21 protein-coding genes are annotated in these 22,742 nt (G+C 32.9%); all 21 read right to left on the bottom strand.

Annotation, left to right across the window (positions count from 1 at the left end; all coding sequences use genetic code 11):
• Window positions 1-79: 79 nt before the first annotated feature.
• Window positions 80-1,459 carry an NAD(P)/FAD-dependent oxidoreductase gene (locus LV469_02120; GenBank protein ID UHR03103.1) on the bottom strand — a complete coding sequence of 460 codons (1,380 nt, stop codon included), beginning with the start codon at window positions 1,457-1,459 and terminating at the stop codon, window positions 80-82.
• Window positions 1,460-1,463: 4 nt separating this feature from the next.
• Complete coding sequence (locus LV469_02125) at window positions 1,464-2,036, bottom strand: HD domain-containing protein (GenBank protein ID UHR03104.1); 573 nt, start codon at window positions 2,034-2,036, stop codon at window positions 1,464-1,466.
• Between the two features lie 104 nt (window positions 2,037-2,140).
• Window positions 2,141-3,037: an RluA family pseudouridine synthase gene (locus LV469_02130; GenBank protein ID UHR03105.1), complete on the bottom strand. Its 897-nt coding sequence runs from the start codon at window positions 3,035-3,037 to the stop codon at window positions 2,141-2,143.
• Window positions 3,024-3,482 (bottom strand): signal peptidase II, encoded by a 459-nt coding sequence (gene lspA / locus LV469_02135; protein UHR03106.1) that lies wholly within the window; start codon window positions 3,480-3,482, stop codon window positions 3,024-3,026. Before lspA ends, LV469_02130 begins: the two co-directional genes overlap by 14 nt.
• The gene (locus LV469_02140; GenBank protein ID UHR03107.1) at window positions 3,479-4,258 is read right to left on the bottom strand and encodes a YlmH/Sll1252 family protein; all 780 of its coding nucleotides are present in this window, start codon (window positions 4,256-4,258) and stop codon (window positions 3,479-3,481) included. Before LV469_02140 ends, lspA begins: the two co-directional genes overlap by 4 nt.
• A complete protein-coding gene (locus LV469_02145; GenBank protein ID UHR03108.1) occupies window positions 4,252-4,704 on the bottom strand; it encodes a cell division protein SepF in 453 nt (150 codons plus the stop codon). The genes LV469_02140 and LV469_02145 overlap by 7 nt, the downstream gene beginning before the upstream one ends.
• A gap of 2 nt (window positions 4,705-4,706) precedes the next feature.
• Window positions 4,707-5,405 (bottom strand): YggS family pyridoxal phosphate-dependent enzyme, encoded by a 699-nt coding sequence (locus LV469_02150; protein UHR03109.1) that lies wholly within the window; start codon window positions 5,403-5,405, stop codon window positions 4,707-4,709.
• The gene (locus tag LV469_02155; protein ID UHR03110.1) at window positions 5,402-6,634 is read right to left on the bottom strand and encodes a hypothetical protein; all 1,233 of its coding nucleotides are present in this window, start codon (window positions 6,632-6,634) and stop codon (window positions 5,402-5,404) included. The genes LV469_02150 and LV469_02155 overlap by 4 nt, the downstream gene beginning before the upstream one ends.
• Window position 6,635: 1 nt before the next feature.
• Complete coding sequence (locus LV469_02160; protein ID UHR03111.1) at window positions 6,636-7,640, bottom strand: NAD(P)H-dependent glycerol-3-phosphate dehydrogenase; 1,005 nt, start codon at window positions 7,638-7,640, stop codon at window positions 6,636-6,638.
• A gap of 12 nt (window positions 7,641-7,652) precedes the next feature.
• Window positions 7,653-8,216: a glycerol-3-phosphate 1-O-acyltransferase PlsY gene (gene plsY, locus LV469_02165; protein UHR03112.1), complete on the bottom strand. Its 564-nt coding sequence runs from the start codon at window positions 8,214-8,216 to the stop codon at window positions 7,653-7,655.
• On the bottom strand, window positions 8,217-9,533 hold the full coding sequence (der, locus tag LV469_02170) for a ribosome biogenesis GTPase Der (GenBank protein ID UHR03113.1): 1,317 nt from the start codon (window positions 9,531-9,533) through the stop codon (window positions 8,217-8,219).
• An 80-nt stretch (window positions 9,534-9,613) separates the two neighbouring features.
• A complete protein-coding gene (locus LV469_02175) occupies window positions 9,614-10,726 on the bottom strand; it encodes a hypothetical protein (GenBank protein UHR03114.1) in 1,113 nt (370 codons plus the stop codon).
• Complete coding sequence (locus tag LV469_02180) at window positions 10,716-11,561, bottom strand: hypothetical protein (protein ID UHR03115.1); 846 nt, start codon at window positions 11,559-11,561, stop codon at window positions 10,716-10,718. The genes LV469_02175 and LV469_02180 overlap by 11 nt, the downstream gene beginning before the upstream one ends.
• Window position 11,562: 1 nt before the next feature.
• A complete protein-coding gene (locus tag LV469_02185) occupies window positions 11,563-11,982 on the bottom strand; it encodes a SoxR reducing system RseC family protein (GenBank protein ID UHR03116.1) in 420 nt (139 codons plus the stop codon).
• Window positions 11,982-13,760, bottom strand: coding sequence for an aspartate--tRNA ligase (gene aspS, locus LV469_02190; protein ID UHR03117.1), 1,779 nt, complete (start codon window positions 13,758-13,760; stop codon window positions 11,982-11,984). The genes LV469_02185 and aspS overlap by 1 nt, the downstream gene beginning before the upstream one ends.
• Window positions 13,761-13,771: 11 nt before the next feature.
• On the bottom strand, window positions 13,772-15,307 hold the full coding sequence (locus tag LV469_02195; GenBank protein ID UHR03118.1) for a Mur ligase domain-containing protein: 1,536 nt from the start codon (window positions 15,305-15,307) through the stop codon (window positions 13,772-13,774).
• Window positions 15,304-16,620 carry a coproporphyrinogen dehydrogenase HemZ gene (hemZ, locus tag LV469_02200; protein ID UHR03119.1) on the bottom strand — a complete coding sequence of 439 codons (1,317 nt, stop codon included), beginning with the start codon at window positions 16,618-16,620 and terminating at the stop codon, window positions 15,304-15,306. The genes LV469_02195 and hemZ overlap by 4 nt, the downstream gene beginning before the upstream one ends.
• Window positions 16,617-17,249, bottom strand: a complete 633-nt coding sequence (locus tag LV469_02205) for an MBL fold metallo-hydrolase (GenBank protein ID UHR03577.1) — start codon at window positions 17,247-17,249, stop codon at window positions 16,617-16,619. Before LV469_02205 ends, hemZ begins: the two co-directional genes overlap by 4 nt.
• Before the next feature lie 6 nt (window positions 17,250-17,255).
• On the bottom strand, window positions 17,256-19,394 hold the full coding sequence (locus LV469_02210; GenBank protein UHR03120.1) for a bifunctional (p)ppGpp synthetase/guanosine-3',5'-bis(diphosphate) 3'-pyrophosphohydrolase: 2,139 nt from the start codon (window positions 19,392-19,394) through the stop codon (window positions 17,256-17,258).
• Window positions 19,395-21,038, bottom strand: a complete 1,644-nt coding sequence (recJ, locus tag LV469_02215) for a single-stranded-DNA-specific exonuclease RecJ (protein ID UHR03121.1) — start codon at window positions 21,036-21,038, stop codon at window positions 19,395-19,397.
• A 334-nt stretch (window positions 21,039-21,372) separates the two neighbouring features.
• Window positions 21,373-22,734, bottom strand: a complete 1,362-nt coding sequence (gene scfB / locus LV469_02220; GenBank protein ID UHR03122.1) for a thioether cross-link-forming SCIFF peptide maturase — start codon at window positions 22,732-22,734, stop codon at window positions 21,373-21,375.
• Window positions 22,735-22,742: the final 8 nt, after the last annotated feature.

Consider the following 22,742-nt stretch of genomic DNA (forward strand, 5'->3'; position numbering starts at 1 on the left):
TTATTATACCATAAGGATGCCCTTAAAGCTTTTATAAAGTAGGTTTTTATAAGCAAAAACAGACCTTGACGGTCTGCTTTTAATCTAAATTATTCAAATGTCTTGCGACTTGAACTCCGCATGCCGATGCCTGTGATAGTGAGTGCGTCATACCGCCTCCATCTCCTACCACAAATAGTCCCTTGACCTTGGTTTCGAAATTTTCATCCACTTTTATCTTTGAATTATAAAATTTAACTTCAACACCATATAAAAGTGTGTCTTCATTCGCCATACCTGGCGCAATTTTATCAAGCGCATATATCATCTCTATTATAGAATCTAGTTGTCTTTTGGGCATTACTAGCGAAAGATCTCCGGGTGTGGCCTTTAAAGTAGGCTCTGTAAAACACTTTGCCATTCGCTTTTCATCAGATCTTCTGCCTTTTACCAAATCACCGAATCTTTGAAGTAAAACTCCGCCTCCTAACATATTAGAAAGTCTGGCTATACTTTCTCCATATTCATTTGAATCTTTAAAAGGCTCTGTAAAATGATTCCTAACAAGCAAGGCAAAATTTGTATTTTCACTTTGTAGCGATTCGTCAGAATAAGAATGACCATTCACTGTTATAATTCCATTAGTATTTTCTGCAACAACGTGTCCGTAAGGATTCATGCAGAAGGTTCTCACAAGATCATTGTAAGTTTTTGTTTGGTAGACTATCTTAGACTCATAAACATCATCAGTTATGTGTTTAAATACCTCAGCTGGAATTTCTACTCTCAATCCTATGTCTACTTGATTTGATGATGATTCTATATCAAATTTATCGCAGATTTCTCCAATCCATTTTGAACCGCTTCTTCCTGACGCTAAAACTAAATTTTTACACAAAAACTCCTCTTTTTTTTCAGTAAAAATTTTAAATTTTCCATCTTTTTCTATTTCCACATCGACAACTCTGGTTCTAAATTTCATTTCGACTTTTTCACTTGAATAAGCCATTATTCTTTTTAGAATTTCGATATTTCTGTCCGTGCCAAAATGCCTTACTTTCGCTTCTAAAAGGTGCATGTCGTTTCTTAGGCATTTTGTTTTTAGGTCTGAATTGGCTGTTGTATATAGTTTTACATTTCCGCCATCAAACTTACATAAGACATGATCTACATATTCCATAAGTTCTATGGATTTTTTCTTACCAAGCAGTAAGTGCATCTCACCGCCAAAATTAGTTGTGATGTTGTATTTTCCATCAGAAAGAGTGCCTGCTCCTCCATATCCATTCATGATATTGCAGGGGTAGCATCCTATGCAATTATCTACCTTCCCCGTCTTTATAGGGCAAAGCCTACTTTCAATTTTATTCCCCGTATCTAACATTAATATATCAAGATTTGAATTCATCTTTGCGAATTCATAAGAAGCAAATACCCCACTTGCTCCAGCCCCAATTATAATTACATCATAAGTTTTCAATTAATCAATCCTCACCAAAAAAATTAGTAATCAAATTAAACATATACTCGTAAAGAGTTTTAGAAGATTTGCTTAGCGGCCCCAATCTATTTAAAACTTCTTGTTTTGAAATCCTGTGTTCCTTCCAAGATCCGCCACCAGAAAAATAATTAAGAAGCATAGGTTGCAATCTATCGATAGCATTTGCAAATATAGAATCTGCACTTGTCATTTCGTTAAATTCAAAAAATATATTTTTAAATTCTTTAGCTTCTTTTTCTGGAAGTATAGAAAATAATTTATCTGCTGCTTTTTTCTCTCTATCCTTTTGTGTTTTTTTGCCTTCTTCATCATAGGCGAAAGTATCGCCAGCATAAATTTCAGCTAGATCATGCAGTAAAAGCATCTTGACGACTCTAGAAATGTCAATTTCTTCATCAGCATAATCACTTAAAACCACTGCCATCAAGGCCACATGAAAGCTATGTTCAGCATCATTTTCAAATCTAGTGCTATCTAGCAATCTAGTCTTTCTAAACACTGAATTCATTTTTTCTACTTCTAAACAAAAATCTATTTTTCTTTTTAAATCTTCCATAACAACTCCTTATATATCTAGGATAACACAAGAAAAAAGAGAATTGAATACATCTTTAAATATAACAATTCTCTTAAAGTAAAGTATCTTTAATTTTAAATTTTTTAAGGCTTAGTTTTTAGTTTTTTTTCAAAATCCAAAAAATTTTTCGGCATATCATCTATAAATTCCATTTCTTTTTTGGTAATTGGGTGAATGAATTTAAGATAATAGGAATGAAGAAGTTGAGATTCTATATTAAACTTATTTTTTCTGCCATACAAGAGATCTCCAACTATTGGATGGTTTATGCTTGCCATATGCACTCTTATCTGATGGGTACGACCAGTGTGCAAGCACACATCCAAAAGACTGTACTCAGAGTATACTTCTAAGGGACTGTAAGACGTCTTGGAATATTTCCCCCCGCTGTCTTTTAATGTCATTTTGAGTCTGTTTATATGGTGCCTTCCAATGTAGCCTTCTACTATGCCTTTATTGTCCACTCTTCCATGCACAAAAGCCAAGTATTTTTTTTCTATAAGTCTATTCTTAAACTCTTCAATTATTTTTTCGTAAAATTCATTATTTTTAGCAATTATCATAAGACCGCTCGTATCTTTATCGAGTCTATGAACAATTCCCGGTCTTGACTCATCAATATTTGAAAGATTTCCAAACCTATTCATAAGTCCTGATACAAGAGTCCCTCTTTCTATCCCTGCACCTGGATGTACAACTATCCCTTGAGGTTTTCTTATGATAGCCATGTAATCATCTTCAAAGAGCACATCTATTGGTATGGGTTCCGCTTTAAGACCCTCTTTTTCTTTTATGTCTATTGTAATTTCATCGTTTTCGCTTAAAATATATCCCGCTTTTACAACTTCACCATTTATTAAAATTTCAGCAGACTTCATCAAGTTTTTAATTTGTGACCTACTTATGTCGAGATTTTCAGAAATAAAAACATCGGCTCTCTTACCGACATCTTTACCTGAATCTAATCTAATTGTTTTCATTTTTTTCAAACCACAATATATAAATAATAAGTAAAATCGTCCCTATAGTTATAAAAAGATCTGCAAAATTAAAAACTGGAAAATGGTAGCCAAAAAAATTTAAAGACAAAAAATCCACCACATAATTTAATCTGACTCTATCAATGAAATTACCTAAAGCCCCTCCTAACAAAAAAGCAAGACTCGACTTTAAAACTCCAGGTTTATTTTTACTCTTAAATAGACTATAAATCAAAAAAAATGAAACGGCGATCGTTATTAGATAAAAGAATATTTGCTTGTTTTGTAATATTCCAAAAGCTGCCCCTCTGTTTTCAACATATTCTAGGCCAAAAAAATTGCCTATTAAATGTAGAGACTCTAAATTTTGTAGATAATTTGCTGCAAAAAATTTGCTTATCTGATCTAAAAAAATTAAAAATATTGAAATTAAAAAATAAATCATTCTGGTGTCCTTATTATAATAATAAATTTATCTTTTTTCGACTTGTTCTCTATTCTATGAAAAATTACACGTCCGTATCCTCTAACTGAAATCAAAGAATCTTCTTCCAAAACATATGAAACATCCAATATATCCCTATGATTTAACTTCACTTTCCCAGCTCTTATAAGCTCTTGTGACTTAGCTCTTGAAAGCCTTAAAACTCCACTGATAAAAGCATCAAGCCTAAGGGAAGAAATTATTAATCTCTTTTCAACATATTTTATTTCTGGAGCGACAAAATCTTTTAAGGCTAATTCCTTTACTGCAACAGATGCTCTGCCGACTTTCGAGAAATTTAAACTCAAAAAATTTGCCAATTCTCTTTTTGTAAAAAGATAAGATGATTTTTTGTCTACTATTATGTCTCCTATTTTATTTCTGTCAATCCCCAACCCAAGCACTGAACCTAATATGTTTCTATGATTAAGTTCTTCCCTAGACTTAATTTCAAAAAGGCAGATATCTTCAAAAGATTTTTGCACATAAAAAGGAGAGATACGAATTATACATCTCTCTGCACCCTCGTATCCTCCAAATATTTCATATTCAATGTTGTCAAATTGATTTAGTATGCTTTCTGCTAAGTAAATCATGCCAGGATCAAGGAAGTCCGTAGTCCTTGAAATCTTTCTATTTAAAACAATCTCTACAAGATCTAAAAGTCTAGAAAGCCCTATCTTGCTTTCTAAATCCAGATTCTTATAATAATCATTTTCAAGTATCGGTTTTACCAAGGAAATACGCCGTTATTTTTCAATTCGTCTTTTAGTCCGTCTATTTCTACATTATATGGAGCCAAAATGAATATATCCTTATTGACCTTGGAAATTTCTCCATCTAAAGCATATAGCGCTCCTGAAACGAAGTCGAAAATTTGTCTCTTTACATCCACATCAAGTTGTTCAAAATTTAATACAACCGCCTTGTTATCTCTTAAATCATCCACAACTGCAGGAGATTCTTCATAGCTCAAAGGTTCATGGACTGTTATAACCAAATTTGAAGATCTCAAATTTGTAACATTGTTAGAAGACCTTTTTGTTTTTATAGACTTAACTTCAGGTTCCTCATTTTTTTCAGTATAATCTTCTTCATAGTCATCATCATAATCATCGTAATCGTCATAATCTTCGCCGAATCCAAGAACTCGTTTAAATTTGTTAAACATATTATCTGCCATCACTACCTCCTATATTCTCTTTGCCCGAAAATTTTTGAACCTACTCTTATCATATTCGCCCCTTCTTCTATGGCAAGTTTGAAGTCGGAGCTCATTCCCATAGATAGATAATCCATAGATATATTTTCGTAGCTATTAGATGCAAGTCTGTCGTAAATTTTTCTCATAGTCCTAAAAATTTGTCGCAAAAAATCTTCATCATCAGATATGGGTGCGACCGTCATTAGACCTCTTACTCTTATATTATCATATTTCGTGCACATTTCAATAAATTTATCTATTTCATTTGGACAAATGCCGCCCTTTTGTTGTTCTCCAGCTACATTTATTTGAATTAGTCCCTGGCTTATAAGTCCTGCGTTTTTTGATCTCTTGTCAATTTCTTCTAAAAGCGAAGACCTATCTATTGAATGTATCAACTTCACCTTTCCAATTATATCTTTTACCTTGTTCGATTGAAGCCTTCCAATCATGTGATAATTAACTTTATCACCTATAGTGTTATATTTTTGAACCAGCTCTTGAACTTTATTTTCTCCTATGTCATTTATACCCAAAGAAATAGCTTCATTTATAGTTTCTACCGGATGTGTCTTTGTTACAGCTATAAGCCTCACATCTTGTTCAAACACAGATTTCTTTTTCGCAGCCTCTATTTCACCTATAAGTTCTTCATAATTTAAACGTAAATTGTGTGTCAATTTAATACCTTCCCCTTTGGTACTTTAGTATAATCTACAACTACTGAATCATTTATTGTTATGGTCTTATACTCCTTATCGTTAATTGTAATCATTGCTCTTTTATCACCCATGGATACACTAACTAAGTTTCCTTTCTTATCAAGTACATTCACAGGAATAAACTTTGCTAGTCCATGAATTTCTTGAACATAAACTCCCTTTACTCCATTCCTGTCCAAGATTGCTGATGCTGGAATTTCGTAAGATTGTCTTTCGGCAAGAATAAGTTGGAGATCATATATCCTGCTTTGATAAAAATTTTCAAAGTTGTCATACATTTTTAAAATTAAGACACTTCCTTGCGGTCCAGTATTTACTTGCATCAATTTTGCTTTAAAACGAGCATCTCCTCTTTGAAGTGTTACAAATTTTCCAGTTTCTAATTCAGTTATAAGTCTGCTTGTTTTTGTCATGACAGCAATATTCCAGTCAAGGTTATCAATTAGCTTAAATATTGGACTTCCTTTTTTAATCTTAGTAGTCTGTTCATATGATGTTGGAACATTATATCTTTCCAAATAATCCCATCTGTACTTACTAAAATCATCATCAGTATAGTACTTTTCAAGCCCATCCATCTCATAGGAAACGACTCCAGAAAATTCAGCCTCATACTTGATGTCATTTGTTGAAATTTGTTCAATCAAATAATTTCTCTTTTCTACTAGTTGATTTTCCTCAAGTCCCAACAATTCTTTTAAGTCTGTTATCGAAAAATTTTGACTTGTATTGAAATCTAATTCATTTACTGCACTAGTCAAAAATTTATAGTTTTTATCTCTTATATGCCTTTGTATTTCTTTTATTATGGCTATATTACGTTCATTATTGGCTGAAAAATCTACAGTTTTATTTTTTTTATATGCAAGAGCCGCATTTACTTTTACAAGCTGATCTTTTAACACTGATGAATCTACCATCAAATTGATAGATGCTACATTGTAGCCCTTTGGTACTTTTTGGCCCTCGCCTGCATTAAAGACAATTATTCCGTCTTCGTGAGCTTCATAAACCTTTTCTTTAAAGATGTTATAGGCCTTTGCATCTTGGATTTCAGAGAAATTTGTCAAAGTAGGAAATACCGTTTTAAAGTTTCTAAACCTATTTCCTGCAAAGTTAAACACAAGAAATATTAGAATAAGAAGAATTACTAAAAGTCTGCTTTTTTTTATCTTTTTATATTCCATCTTATTTAAAAATATCCTCAATCTCTTCTTTTTTATCTCTACGCATCAAGTCCAAAACAGCCTGTCTAACATCTGTACCTTCATATAATACATGGTAGAGTTTCTCTGTTATGGGCATCTCGACTCCAAGTTCTTGTGAAATCTCATAGCAGGCTTTTGTTGTTTTTATTCCTTCAACAACCATACCCACTTTTGTTATTGCATCCTCTACGCTCATACCCTCACCTATATAGATTCCACATCTTCTATTTCTGGAATGCATACTTGTACAAGTGACTATAAGATCTCCTATACCAGTTAGACCATTGAATGTATGGGGATTTGCTCCAAAACAAATACCAAGCTTGCTCATCTCATATGAACCTCTAGTCATAAGCATAGCCTTAGTATTGTCGCCATATCCTAGTCCATCATTCATACCAGCAGCTAAGGCGATTATGTTTTTTAAAGCTCCTCCGATCTCTACACCTACTAAATCTATGTTTGTATATACTCTAAAGTTGTCAGTAGAAAATAAATCTTGCACTTGCTCTGCCGCTTTTATATCTTTGGATGCTGCCACAACAGCTGTTGGTAAATCTCTTGCCACTTCCTCAGCATGTGATGGTCCTGATAGCGCAACGAATCTATTGTCCATAAATTCTTCAATTATTTCAGAAGGTCTTTCATGGCTTTTCATTTCGATCCCCTTTGCCAAATTTATTATTATTGCATTCTTATCTACATAGGGTTTTATAGACTTGGCAAGCTCTGAAATTGAGTTTGTAGGAACAGCAAATATTATATATCTTTTATCCTTTACAACTTTTTCTAAGTCTGAGGAAGGACTCATGTTAGAGGGAAGTTTTACTCCAGGTAAATATTTTATATTTTCATTTTTTTCAATTATTTCATCTGCTAACTTTTTATCTCTTACATAAAAATCTAAATCTTGATTTTTATTAGCTAAAAGTCTTGCTATTGCAGTGCCCCAAGAGCCTCCGCCCAAAAGGCAAATATCTTTCATATCAGAACCTCCTCATTTTTCCAGAGCCTTTTTTATATTGGAACTATGTCTTAATATACCAAATATACAATTGAGAATTATACAAATCTTAGCTGAAACTTCAAGATCCCCATATAGCAAAAACACTACAATAACGCCTATATACATTCCAACAGATCCAATTCCCACATTATTGACAATCAAAGTAACTAATACCCAAATTATAAGTATTACAATTGTAAGCTTTGGATTTATAAAAGCTAAAGAGCCGAATGTAGTCGCTACACCCTTGCCGCCCTTAAATTTCATATAGAAAGGAAAGCAATGACCGATTACGCAAAAAAGCATGGACAGATATAAATAATCTTTCGAAAAAAGTTTACTTATAAAAAACATGCAAAAAACAGCCTTGAAAAAATCTATTAAAAATACAAATACTCCTAATTTTTTCCCCATGACTCGCATTGCATTGGTTGTGCCTGCATTTCCACTTCCATAGCTTCTTATGTCTATTTTTAAAATCAGCTTTCCTAATATATAAGATCCAGAAATAGTTCCCAAAAAATAAGAAATTAAAATTACAAGTAATGTCTCCAATCAATCACCTTTATTTTTTAGAATTATACTTATTGGAGTGCCTAAAAATCCATAGGCTTCCCTGATTTGATTTTCCAAATATCTCATATAGGTGAAATGGAAAAGCTCTTTATCGTTTACATGAAATACAAATTTTGGTGGCCTAGTTCCTACTTGTTGAGCAAAATACAACTTGCCACGCTTGCCCTTATCTGATGGCGGTTGATTTAACAGAACCGCCTTATCTATTATTGCATTTAAGGCTCCTGTACTTATCCTGTGATTATAATTTGCATTTACTGTCATAATAAGGTCTAGTAAATTTTCAACTCTTTGCCCTGTCTTGGCAGATATAAACACTATGGGGGCATAAGTTATAAAAGGCAATCTTTTATAGACTTCATTGGTAAATTTTTTCATAGTAGAATCATCTTTAGTCAAAGCATCCCACTTATTTACCGCTATAATAATTGCCTTGTTGTTATCGTGAGCATATCCCACGATCTTGGCATCTTGTTCGCTAACACCTTCTATGGCATCAATCATAAGTACACACACGGTCGATCTTTCTATGGCTGTTAATGTTCTTATAACAGAATATCTTTCTATCTTTTCATCTATTTTTTTTCTTTTTCTAAGCCCAGCTGTGTCGACAAGTATATACTTATTATCCTTATAGTTAAATTGTGAATCTATTGCATCTCTAGTAGTTCCAGGGATATTTGTAACTATTGATCTGTCTTCTTTTAAAATATAATTAATTAGTGACGATTTACCGACATTTGGCTTTCCTATAAAGGTCACTCTTACATCATCATCGTCGTCATCATCTTGTAAATCTATAGGGAACTTTTCTATAACAGCATCTAGTAGATCTCCTACTCCCATCCCCTGTTCAGCCGCTATCTTTATAGGCTCTCCAAGACCAAGTTCAAAGAAATCATAGTAATTATCTTTAGCAGCCTTGGCATCAAACTTATTTACGCAGAGAACTACCTTCTTGCCATAAGTGCGCAGTATATTTGCAATATCTCTATCTATGGAGGATACACCATCTAGGCCATCTGTCAAAAATATAATGACATCAGATGTTTCTATCGCAACATCAGCTTGATCTTTGATTTGTGTCATAAATATATCCTCGTCTTTAGGATCAAGCCCGCCGGTATCAACCAACAAAAATTTTCTGCCAAGCCAAGATGCAACAGAATTTATCCTATCTCTTGTAACACCAGGAGTATCTTCTGTTATAGAAATTTTCTTTCCAACTATTTTATTAAATAAAGTAGACTTTCCTACATTTGGCTTTCCTATTATACATACTACAGGTCTAGTCATATCTACCTCCTAATATTTAATTATAACATTCAAAATTTTAAAAAAAAAGAAAAATGCACCTAAGTGCATTGATTCTCCTATTATTTATTAACATTTACGAATTGATTAAACAATCCTCTAGCATACTTATCTATTGCCTTTGAGGGATTTATATCTAAATCATCAAATTCATTTTTATTAAAATCGATATAATACCATGGATTGCCTTTAAGATTATAGTAAGTTAATGTTTTTTTATTTTTATCCCTTTGCTCTTGAATTATATAAGGATGCTTTTCATTTCCTATGAAGGCCCTTAAAATATATTGACTATCGCCATCTACAAAAGTCTTATCAATCAAATCTAAGTTAGAAAAGTTTTCTACTTCTCTTGCCAGAGTGTCAAATTTCAAAATATATATTAGGTTTAACTTCTCCATAAAGGCATAATAAGATTCATCTGCTCTTCCCTGATTCAATCTATCCTTGTAATCATTGTAAAGATTAAGAAGCTTATCACCGTAAGCTTGATCAAAATCAAATCTATTTGATGAGCTTGAAAGCAAAAGGACTTTTGCCATTATACCAGAAAGTCTACCTTTAAGCTCCTTTAATATTTCATCTTTAATATTAAAGTCATCATCTAAAATCTTTTTGCCTATATTAAAAGCTATATACGGATTCTTTTTGTCATTGACATATTCTAAAAACGCCATATTTTTGTCTATTTCTGATGAAAGGTCAAATATTGGAGTATTTATATCGTTTTCAATTAGCATAAGATTTGCTAAATCTGCTATTAGTAAATCAGTTTTATCAGACTTAGATTCACCTGTATAGATTGATGACATAAGTCTTAGCATACTTGCTGACTGATTGGTATAATTTTTTATAAAATTCCCCATATTGTTAGAATCTACTGCAGAAATTTTAAGTTTGTCCAAATTATCAAAGTTATCTTTGCCAATCTCCATATCATCTTTATACAGCTCAAGACTCTTATTTATTTCTTCAATTTCTTTTTCGGTATCTTCTTTTTTGGCTTTAGCTTGATCTATGTTTACTTCAACAGCTTTTATCTGAGCATTCAAATTTGAAAGCTTATCATCTTTTGACTTTAGTGAAACTCCTCCAAATTTGAAGGCAAAATGAACTAGGCCTGCTGAAAGCAGGATTAAAAAGATGGACAAAATAAATATTACTTTATTCTTCATTTTTAAAATCCTCCAAAAAATTAATAATGGCTTTGTTCTTTAAATATGCTGACCTGAGTTTTAGTATTTCATTTTTTGAATTTTCCAATCTGTCTAAGGAAATATCGCCTAAATTTATTCCATATTCAGATGCAAGTTTGTAGATAGCATATGTTTCGCAAAAATCTCTGGATAGATTTTCTACATTGGAACCAACATCAGACAAGTCAGATGCCACTTCATTTAATGATTTGCCAAAATTTATCACGCATATACCGAGAATTTTTACTAAGTCTTTTTTATCTGAATTAGCACTCAAAAGCTTTCCCAAGCTTCCATTTGAGATTAATTTTTCGTATCCGGAAGACAAGCCTAATTTTGTAGATAAATTTTTATCCAATTTTTCAGGCAAAATACCTTGGCTTAATTTTGATAATTCATCAAAAGGCTTTTTTATATCAATGCTTTGAAAGTAATCACCACTATAGCAGGCTTTGTTTTCTAAAATTATGGCTTTTATCTGATCTAGTAGCTCTTTGTTTTCATCATTTATTCTTTTTATTTCTTCGTTTATGATTTCCTTTTTATCCGCATCATAATCATATCCAAACTTTTGAGAAAATAATTCTAGGGCTTTTTTCTTTTCATCTTCAGAAGTCTTTAACTGTTCGCTTACCTCATCAAGTTGTTTATTTGCCTCATCGAGACTGTCCTTTAACTTATTTTCCACTTCAGTTTTTTCTGCGAGCAAATCTTTGTTCTGATAAGACTTGTAAAAAAATGCACTGGCAGCTGCAAAAACAATAAGAGATAAAACAAGTAAAAATACACTCAAGGCGGATCCTCTACTACTCATATTACAACTTCCTCACTTCAAAAACTTTTTTGTTCTTGTTAAAATTATTGTCAATATTTTTTATTAAAAAATAAGACAAGACCAAACAAATTGTAGCTATTATTAAAGACCACATCTTGAAAGATGCAACTTGCATTTTATTAAGTATAAGTAGCGATAGGCATAAGCCTAATAAAAAGAAAAGTAAAGGCATGCCATAAACAAGTCCTATATATGATAAGACCGCTCTTGAATCACTTTTTAGTTCAACAAAATCTCCTGGCTTAAGTCCATTTTCATTTAAGATTTCAATACTTTCAAGCTTAGACTCGGCACATGAAGCATGGCAAGCTCCACAATCAGATCCACATGCAGAAGGTCTCGCAACTACTATTTCGGCAATATCCCCCTTTATCTTCAAGACCTGTCCTCTTTGAATCATTACTTATCATCCTCCAAAACTTTTATATGAACTTCTCCTAGTTGTGCTTGACTTAATTCGGTAGGAGCTCCTGTCATAAGGCAAGATGCAGATTGAGTCTTAGGAAATGCTATAACATCTCTTAAGTTTTCTGATTTTGTAAATAGCATTACTAGCCTATCAAGACCATATGCTAAACCTCCATGTGGTGGAACTCCATATTTGAAGGCATCTAATAAAAATCCAAATTTGTTTTGCGCATCTTCTTCAGAAAATCCAAGAGCCTTAAAAGCAATTTTTTGCATTTCTTGATCTGATATTCTTATAGAGCCACCGCCCATCTCATCTCCATTTATTACTATATCATAGGCTCTTGCTCTTACTCTTTTTGGATCGGTTAGCATGTATTCTAAATCTTCATCAAATGGATGAGTGAATGGATGATGAACTGCAACATACCTTTTCTCCTCATCGTCATATTCAAAAAGAGGAAATTCTGTAATCCAAACAAGTTCATATACATCTTCTGGGATCAGGTTTAGTTCTTTTGCTAGATGGACCCTTAGATTGCCAAGAGAATCAAATACAACCTTATCTGAATCTGCCACGAATAAGATTAGATCACCATCTTCAGCTTTAGCTATTGAAATGACTTCATCTTTTTCTTTGTCTATAAATTTAGCGGCAGGACCAGAAAAATCTCCATCCACATATTTAACCCATGCCAAACCCTTAGCTCCATAAGTCTTTACAAAATCACTCAATTTATCAACAGCTTTTCTTGCAAGCAAATTAGCTCCATTTTTTACGCATATACCTCTTACAGATCCTCCTGTTGAAATTGTGTCCGCAAAAACTTTAAATTCTGAATTTTTAAATACTTCTGAAAAATCCTTAAGTTCCATTTCAAATCTCAAATCCGGCTTATCAGAACCGTATTTTGTCATAGCTTCTTTATAGGGCATTCTTCTTATAGGAGTTTTTATATCTACCCCTATCATTTCTTTAAAAATTTTCTTTAAATACCTTTCATTTACAGCAAATATATCTTCTTCGTCAATAAATGATAACTCCATATCTATTTGAGTAAATTCTGGTTGCCTATTAAATCTCAAATCCTCGTCTCTAAAACATTTAGTTATTTGAATATATTTGTCAAGTCCTGAGACCATTAAAAGTTGTTTCATAAGTTGAGGTGATTGAGGAAGCGCATAAAACTTTCCTGGATTAACTCTGCTTGGAACTAAATAATCTCTTGCGCCTTCAGGTGTTGGTTTAGTTAAAATAGGAGTTTCTACTTCTATAAATCCTTCTTCATAGAAGAAATCTCTTGTCAACTTGTAAAGCTTAGATCTCGTTTTCAAATTGTTTTGCATAAATGGCTTTCTAAGATCCAAAGTTCTATATTTTAATCTCATGTTTTCGGATACATTGTCATCGTCTTTTACATAAATTGGAGGAACTTCAGCCTTTGAAAGGATTCTGAGTTCATCAGCTAGCAATTCAACATTACCTGTTTTTATGTTCGGATTTTTAGATGATCTCTCTCTTATCTTTCCCTTAACTGCAACTACATATTCAGATTTTAAATTCTTCGCTTTTTCAAACAGATCAGAATTCAATTCGCTATCAAATACTATTTGTGCCAGTCCTTCCCTGTCTCTTATATCTGCAAATATTAAAGAGCCTAAATTTCTTGATCTCTGAATCCATCCCATGAGAACTACTTCTTGACCTACTTGTTTTTCATTAATCAGACCCGCATAAGATGTCCTTTTAATTCCCTTTAAATTATCCATCTCAACCTCCACTAACATATCCTTTGGGATACTCTTTTTAAAATATTTTCTTTGTCTTTCACAAGATTTCTTTCAATCAATTTATTTGCCAAGACTCCAAAAGCCTTATCAAGACCCTGACAACCTCCTAAAAGTATCAAGTCGTCTTCTTCAACTTTATCCAAAACTCTATCTAGAGCCTCATCTAGTCTATCAAACTCTTCATAAGAAATATTGCTTGCATCCAAAACTTCCTTCAGTACTTTAACTTCATCATCTGAAACCTTATCCTTGGGACCAACCATTTCAACAGACTTTGTAGTTATAAATGAGCCGAGCTTAATTCCCTTTAACTCATCTACAATTTTTCGACCATTCTCTCTGTTAAGAGTAGTCCCTCTGTTTCCCCTTATACCGTATAGAAGATGGAGCTTTTTATAACTCATTTTTCTTATAGTATCAAGGGTTACTTCAATGTTTCTGGAATTGGCAAAGTGATCATCAATAACTTTAAATTTTTCGTTATATATCATTTCAAAGCGTCTTTCTACTCCTCTGTATGATTCAATACCATCTATTATAGTTTCAAGCTCAATTCCTTGGCACATGGCCACTAAAATTGCTACAAAAGAATTCATTACAGCTGAATATCCTGCCACCTTGAGTTTAACTTTAAATGAGCCCTTTTTTATAATTTGGTCTTTCACCTTGAAGTCATCATTAATTACAAATGTGTAATTTCCAAATCCTGTAGAAATATCTAAATCTTCCAAATGGAAGTTATAGCTTTTGTCATTCAAAGAATATGGCACAACAACCGCCTTTGTTTTGTCGGTCAAGTCTTTTATTTCTTTAAAATCCATATTTAAAATGGCAATCGTCTTTTCTTTAGCATTTCTTATAAGAGATGATTTAGCCTTGTAATATTTTTCCAAACTTCCGTGTTGATCTATGTGCTCTCTTGAAAAATTATTAAAGGTCACAATATCAAAATCGACATCTCTTACTCTATAAGATTCAAGTCCAGAAGATGAAACTTCCATTACAACCTTCTCTACTCCAAGTTTTACCATATTTGCAAAATGCATTTGCAAATCCAAGCTTTCAGGAGTTGTTAAAAGTGATGGTATCAGTACATCCTTGTAGCTTAATTCAACCGTTCCCGAGATTCCAATCTCATACTTAGCCGCCTCATATATGCTTTTTAACATAAATGCTGTGGAAGTTTTTCCATTTGTTGCAGTTATTCCAGTTATATGAAGTTTAGATGAAGGATTCTCGTAAAAATTATTAGCCAAATCCGCCATAGTCTTTCTTGTATTTTCAACTCTTATTTGAGCTACATTCAAATCTTGAATTTCCTCTACAAAAGCAAGATTTGCACCTTTTTTTACGGCATCATACAAATATTTGTGTCCATCGACAAGCGACCCTTTTAAAGCTATAAAGATACCGCCATTTTTTACTTTTTGGCTATGGTAGGCAAGATTGTTGTAATCTTTTTCAAAATCAACTTGTTCATTTACCTCTAATACCTCTATTCCTCTTAATAATTCCTTGAGTTTCATTTCCTCACCTTCTTTATATAATAATCTATGTCTCTATAATTTGTCCTTGTTTCAAATCCATCATTTCTTTTCAATCTAGAGCTTGCTCCCATGCCAAAAGCATAAATTTCTTGTGCCTCTTCAATCATCATAATATTATATAAGCACATTTTTTTATCCAAGGCGTATCCTATATTTTCTCCATTTTGGTAAATTCTTTTTTGTCTATATAGATAATATTTTTTATAATCAAGCCCCAAGAGCTCGTCAATCTCTGAATATAACCTATCCAAATCAAACTTGTATTCAAGATCTTGTCTTATCATTTTTGATCCATTTTTAATAGCCAGAGCATGTAAAGTTATATTGTCCGGTTTTAGTTGGTTTGCAATTTTTAAACTGTTTATTATAGTGTCTTTTCCTTCTCCTGGTAGACCGAGTATAAAGTCCATATTTATACTGTCAAATGAGACCCTTCTTGCTCTATTGTAGGCCGCATAAATATCATCAACTGTATGATTTCGCGATAGACTACGCAAAGACTCCGACTTGAAAGTTTGTGGATTTATGCTTATTCTTGTAACTCCAAAGCTTTTTAAAAGCTTTAGCATTTCATCTGTCAAATCCTCTGGTCTGCCGCACTCAACCGTAAACTCTTGAGCTTTCCCAAATTTAGCCGATATAGCGCTCAAAATTAAAGAAAGATTATATAGACCTATGCTTGTCGGTGTTCCTCCTCCTACATAAATGGCACTAGGCTCTCTTAGCTTTTTTTTAAATCCAGATATTTCATTTACCAAAGCCTTAGTATAGGGTTCGTGTAAATCATAAGCATTCACATAAGTGTGGAATGAACAATATGAGCATTTGCTCCTGCAAAATGGTATGTGAACATATACACTATATCCATTTTTATGCCTTTCTATTAGTTCGTCTTGGCGCTCTACTATGTCCAATATTTCATTGGCGCCTTCTGTGGACATCAATCTATCTTCTACTAAATTTTTTAAAGCACAGTCATAGCCATGTTTTTTATACAAATTATAAGCAAGTTTTGTCGGCCTTATACCTGTAAGTAGGCCCCATTTTTTAGAGCATTTTGTGAGTTGCTTCAAAATTTCAAAAAGAGACTTTCTGATTTCAAAAAACTCATCTCCTTGCTTAACAAATACATTATAAATCTTTTCTTCATAGATAAGGCACAAATAAGAGTTTCTATTATCATATCTCAATATTACGGAATCATTAGAAAACTCCTTATCTGGGAGATAGGCTCTTATTAATTCAAAGCAAGCATGTCTATATTTTTCAGAAAAATTTTCAACTATAATCATAATAATCTTGCAAAATAATTGTTCTCTTTTTCAAATCCTATTGTAGTTGCTGGCCCATGTCCTGGATAAACTGTGATTTCCCCATCCATCTTTAATATCTTGGAAAGAGACTTCATTATATCTTCATAAGAACCGCCTAGAAGGTCCGTTCTTCCTATTGAACCTTGAAATAGCATATCTCCAGAAAACATTATCTGATCCAATAAAAAGCATACACTTCCTTGAGTGTGTCCTGGTGTTGCTATTACTTTAATCTGATGTCCCTCAAAGTCAATGACATCTCCATCATGTAAATATTTGTCAGCCTTTATAGGTTCTGAATTTTCAAGACCTAAAGTCCTATCCAACTCTTTTTGATGTTCATCTAACATTTTTTGATCTGATTCTGATAAATATATAGGTATATTATAAGCCTTTTTTAAGCCCGCTACCGCTCCATAATGGTCTGTATGTCCATGAGTTAAAAGAATCATAGTCGGTTCCAGTTTATGTTTATTTAAATTTGCAATTATTCTTTCGCTATCATAGCCTGGATCTATAATCAATGCCTTTTTCGTCTTTTCATCACATAGGATATAACAATTTGTTTGATATATTCCCAACATAAGTCTAATTAAACTAAGTCCCATATTCACCTAAACCTTTACTCTATATACGTCAAATACATTTTTAACTCTTTTAAGTTTTTCTATAAGTTTTTCTATCTCTTCAACATCATGAATCTCAACGACTATGTCAAGATTAGCTGTGCCATCCTTGCCACTGCGAGCATTAAGGGACACCATGTTTATCTTAGAATCATTAATTTTAGTCGCTATATCTCCTACTATGTTTCCTCTATCGGCAGCTCTAACTTCAATCTGCGCATTGTAAGCAGATCCACCATCAGTATCCCACTTCACTTCCAACCTTCTACTGGCATCGCTATTTTTTATGTTTGGACAATCTGATCTGTGAATTGAAACTCCCCTTCCTATGGTTACAAATCCAACTATAGAATCGCCAGGCACAGGATTACAACATTTGGCAAATCTCACCTTTATGTTGTCGACATCCTTTACGACTATCCCACTTCTAAGATTTCTTTTCATCCTAGGTTTTTCTTTCATAGGAATTTCATTTTCAATTTTATTAACTCTCCTATGAATATCTACCAATTTGGCCATTATCTGATTTATGCCGACTGATCCAAATCCAACTCCAGCATACATATCTGATATAGTCGATATATTTAATTTAGCCCTTACCTCTTCAAGCCACTCATCTCTTAATAAGTCTCCGACTCTATATCCAAGTTTCTTGGCTTCTCTTTCAATCATTTCTCTGCCGCGCTCAATATTTTTATCCCTGTCTTTTATCTTAAAATATTGGGCAATTTTCTTCTTTGCTTGAGATGATTTTACAAAATTAATCCAATCTAGGGATGGCTTTGCTTGAGAGCTTGTTATGATCTCAACTATATCCCCAGACTTTAATTTAGTATTTATAGGAACCATTCTTCCATTGACCTTGGCTCCCATTGTGGAATTTCCTATCTGAGAGTGTATTCTATAAGCAAAATCTATAGGAGTTGCTCCTTCTGGCAAATTTATTACATCGCCATTCGGAGTGAAAATAAATATTTCATCAGCAAAAAAGTCTATTTTCAACGTCTCTATAAAATCATTTGGATCATATACGTCCTTTTGCCACTCTAAGAGTTGTCTTAGCCAAGTCAAATTCTCGTCAAAAGATGTAGTTTTATTTACTCCTGATTTATACTTCCAGTGTGCCGCTATACCAAATTCAGCTGTTTGATGCATTTCATAAGTTCTTATTTGAACTTCAAAAGTTTCTCCATTAGAATCAATTACGGTAGTGTGTAAGGACTGATATCTGTTTGGCTTTGGCATAGATATATAATCCTTAAATCTTCCTGGTATAGGCTTCCATAAAGTATGAACTACACCTAGAGCCCCATAACAGTCTTTTATATCATTTACAAGTATTCTTACTGCTGATAAATCATATATTTCATCAAAAGCCTTACCCTTTATTGTCATCTTTTTGTATATGGAGTAGAAGTTTTTGGGACGGCCCATTACTTCCGCTTCTATGCCGATTTTTTTTAAGTTCTCTTCTATCTTTGCAATTATTGAAGAGATTAAAGCTTCTCTTTCTTGACGTTTCTTATTGACCATGTCAACAAGTTTATAATAATTATCTGGGTCTAGATATCTCAAGGACAAATCTTCTAATTCCCATTTAACCTGACTCATACCAAGTCTATCGGCTATTGGAGCATATATCTCTATAGTCTCCATAGCTTTTTCTTTTTTCTTTTCTGGTGTCATATATTCAAGAGTTCTCATATTGTGAAGTCTATCCGCCAATTTCACAATTATTACTCGAATATCCTTAGCCATGGCAAGAACCATTTTTCTAATATTTTCTGCTTGGTTTTCTTGCTTAGTCTTGTAGTTCAAATTTTTAAGTTTTGTAACTCCGTCTACTAAGTTTGCGATTTCTTCACCAAATTCATTCTTTACATCATCATAAGTTACTTCGGTATCCTCTACAATATCATGCAAGATTCCCGCTATAATTGTTTGAGTGTCCATGTTCATATCGGCAAGAATTAAAGCCACATTATATGGATGAATTATATAATCCTCTCCAGAATTTCTTTTTTGTCCCTTATGAAATTTTTCTGCCAATTCAAAGGCTTCTCTTATCTTGTCTTCATCGCAAGTTGGATTATAAGATTTGACCTTATCTATGAGACTTTCTAGCATCTAAACACCCGACTTTCTATATGACTTCAATTTTAGCTGTATACTCGTTTTGCCCATAAACTCATTTATAACTGGACTATAACATATATCCAAGACTATGTTATTGTTAACTGATTTCAAAGCCTTGTCGACCTCTTCTTTAGAAAATATGTTCGAAAACTTTTCTACGAAAGCTTGTCCATCTTCAAATAATGTCGCTTCCATCACTTTTTCATTCTCAACTAAAAATATTTTTATAAAATTTTTATTTTTCCCTAATATTTGTATTCCTTTTACCCTTGCTCCTATGGTTCCAAAAAGAGCTTGGGGGTTCTCATTACCACAAGGCTCAAGTTTTTTAAAATTCAAGACCCTATCCATATTCAAATCGCTAAAGCTTATTTTGGCATCAATTAAGATTTTTCTGAACAAATCATCTTCCGTTAAATCAGCTTTTTTTTGAACATCAGTTATAAAATCTTTAAGCAAATCTTCATCAAGTGATAAACCACATGCCATCTTGTGTCCTCCAAAAGATTTCAAAAACCCCTTAGACTTGCTTATTTTTTCAAACATATGGTAGCTTTCAATGCTCCTGCCAGATCCCTTTAGTCCCTTGTCAGTATTTGTAAGCACGATGGTTGGTCTATTGTAGAGCTCTTTTATTTTACCAGCTACAATCCCACATATGCTCTCGTGAACATCTTTTAGATATATTATTAAAACACTTAACTTGGATAACAAATCTAAAGACTCAACCATGGCTATGCCTTTCTTAAAAGCTTCTTCCGTTTTATTCTTTCTTTGATCGTTTATATTCTTTAAATTTTCAGCCATCTCCAAAGCCCTATCAGTCTGCTCTTCAAATAAAAGATTTAAAGCCATCTTTGCATCCTCAAACCTTCCAGAAGAATTTAGAGTGGGGCCTATAATAAAACCTACATGATAGTTAGAAAATGGAAATTTAATACCTAAAATATCAACTAGTGCCTTGAATCCAACATTATCCCATTTTTCAAGCCTTTCCAAGCCGTTTTTTACTATTATCCTGTTCTCCTTAACAAGGGGCATGACATCACAAATAGTTGCAATTGAAAGTGGTCCCAAATACACATTATAAAAATCATCCAAATCCTTTCCAGAAAGCATCCACATATATTCACATAACTTAAAAGCTACGCAGGCTCCGCATATGTCTTTGAATGGATATGTTGATGACTTTAGTTTGGGATTTATGATGGCATTGGCAGTAACTAAAATCTCTTCATTGTTTTCATCGAGAGGTATTTCGTGGTGATCTGTCACAATCACATCTATAAATTTTTCTCTAGCCAATTCGATAGGCTTAAAAGCAGCTATACCATTGTCGCAAGTAATTATTAGCTTTATTCCATCTCTTAGGCATTCTTCAATTATTGATTCGTTTATGCCATATCCCTCTTCTACTCTCAAGGGAATTCTAAAATCCACATCAGCCCCAAGCTTTCTTAATGAGTCAGTCAAGATAAACGAGGACATAATGCCATCAACATCATAATCGCCAACTATTCTAATCTTATTTTTCTCTCTCAAGTGATTTTGAAGAATATTTCCCGCCTTTACAAGATTAGGAAGTAAAATAGGACTATGCAAGTTTGATATTTCGGGATTTAAAAATTCCCTCATCTCCTCCTCATTGCTTACTCCTCTATTTAATATCAGTTTGAGAGTCACTTCGTCTATATTAAATTTACTTATATCTATTTTTTCTTTAGGTTTTAAATTTTTTATAAACCATTTTTCTTTAACATAAGAGCTTTGCATAATGTAATAAGTATATCACAAACCCACTCGATTTGGTACATTTAGCCACTTACAAGTGTGTTATCTTTTACAATAAAAAAAGATGATACATCTACACACCTATAGAAGTATCATCTAATAATTTTACAATTTATAAAGTTTAAATTTATAAATCAAAACCTTTTATTAAATTGTTTTTTTTGATAGCTTGCTTATTTTAATCCTCATCTTCTGATTCTTTAGCCAGGATAGAAATAGCACACTCAATCCTTTTTTTCTCCATTTCACATCCAAGTTTATAAGGCTTACTTATATCATTGTTTGTGTAGTAGGCATTGGCATGGCAACCACCAGAGCAGTAGTATCTTGCCCAACAAGTTCTGCACTCCGTTTTTGTCAAGACATTGGTTTTTTTGAAGTTATCTCTTATATCAGTGTTTTTTAGCCCCGTAAAAACATTGCCCATTTTAAAATCATCCTCACCTACAAATTGATGGCATGGATAGATATCTCCTTGCGGAGTGACAGCTACATACTCGCTTCCAGCTCCACATCCGACCGTTCTCTTTATAATACATGGACCTTGGTTTAAATCAATCATAAAGTGAAAGAATAGAAAATCTTCATCTTTTTTTCTTATTTCTATATAATCCTTACTCATTTTCTCATACTCTTTTAAGATTTTTCCAAGATGTTCCTCTTTTAAAGCATAGGGTCTGAAACTTTCACATACAACTGGCTCAATTGAAGTTTTCTTAAATCCAAGTTTATGAAATTCCAAAAGGTCTTCAGAAAAATCCAAATTGTCAGATGTAAAAGTTCCTCTGATGTAATAATCCTTGTCTTTTCTCTTATCTACAAGCTCTTTAAACTTCGGCACTATTACATCGTATGAAGATTTATTGTTTATTGTTGGTCTCATGTTGTCATTTATGCATTTTCTTCCATCAAGAGAAAGTACCACATTGTCCATATTCTCATTTATAAATTCATCTATCTCATCATTTAAAAGCATTCCATTTGTCGTTATAGTAAATCTAAAATGTTTGCCATACTTCTTTTCTTCTTCTCTTCCAAATTTTACCAATTCTTTTACAACATCAAAATTCATAAGTGGTTCTCCCCCAAAGAAATCAACCTCTAAATTTTTTCTATTGCCAGAATTTTCTAATAAAAAGATAAGAGCCTTTTTGCCACATTCCAAGTCCATTATTTCTCTGTCTCCGTGAAAATCCCCCTGAGAAGCAAAGCAATACCTACACCTCAAATTACAGTCATGAGCAACATGAAGGCACATAGCTTTAATTATATTTTTAGGATTGTAAATTGGCATTTCTTCTATAGCTGAATCAGTAAATAACAAGCCATCCTTTACTAAGCTATCAATTTCTTTTAAGGCATTTGATAAATCCTCTTTCTTGTATTCACTTGAATATTTGCTAAAAATTTCATCCTTGTCGAGTTCTTCGTAGTCACTTACGAGATCGTAAACTATCTTGTCTACAACATGGACAGATCCAGAATTTATATCCAATACAAAATAATTGTCATTCAAATAAAATTTATGCGTTTTTTCCATATATCTCC

This window comes from Peptoniphilus sp. GNH (genome assembly GCA_021307325.1).
Classification (GTDB): Bacteria; Bacillota; Clostridia; order Tissierellales; family Peptoniphilaceae; genus KA00134.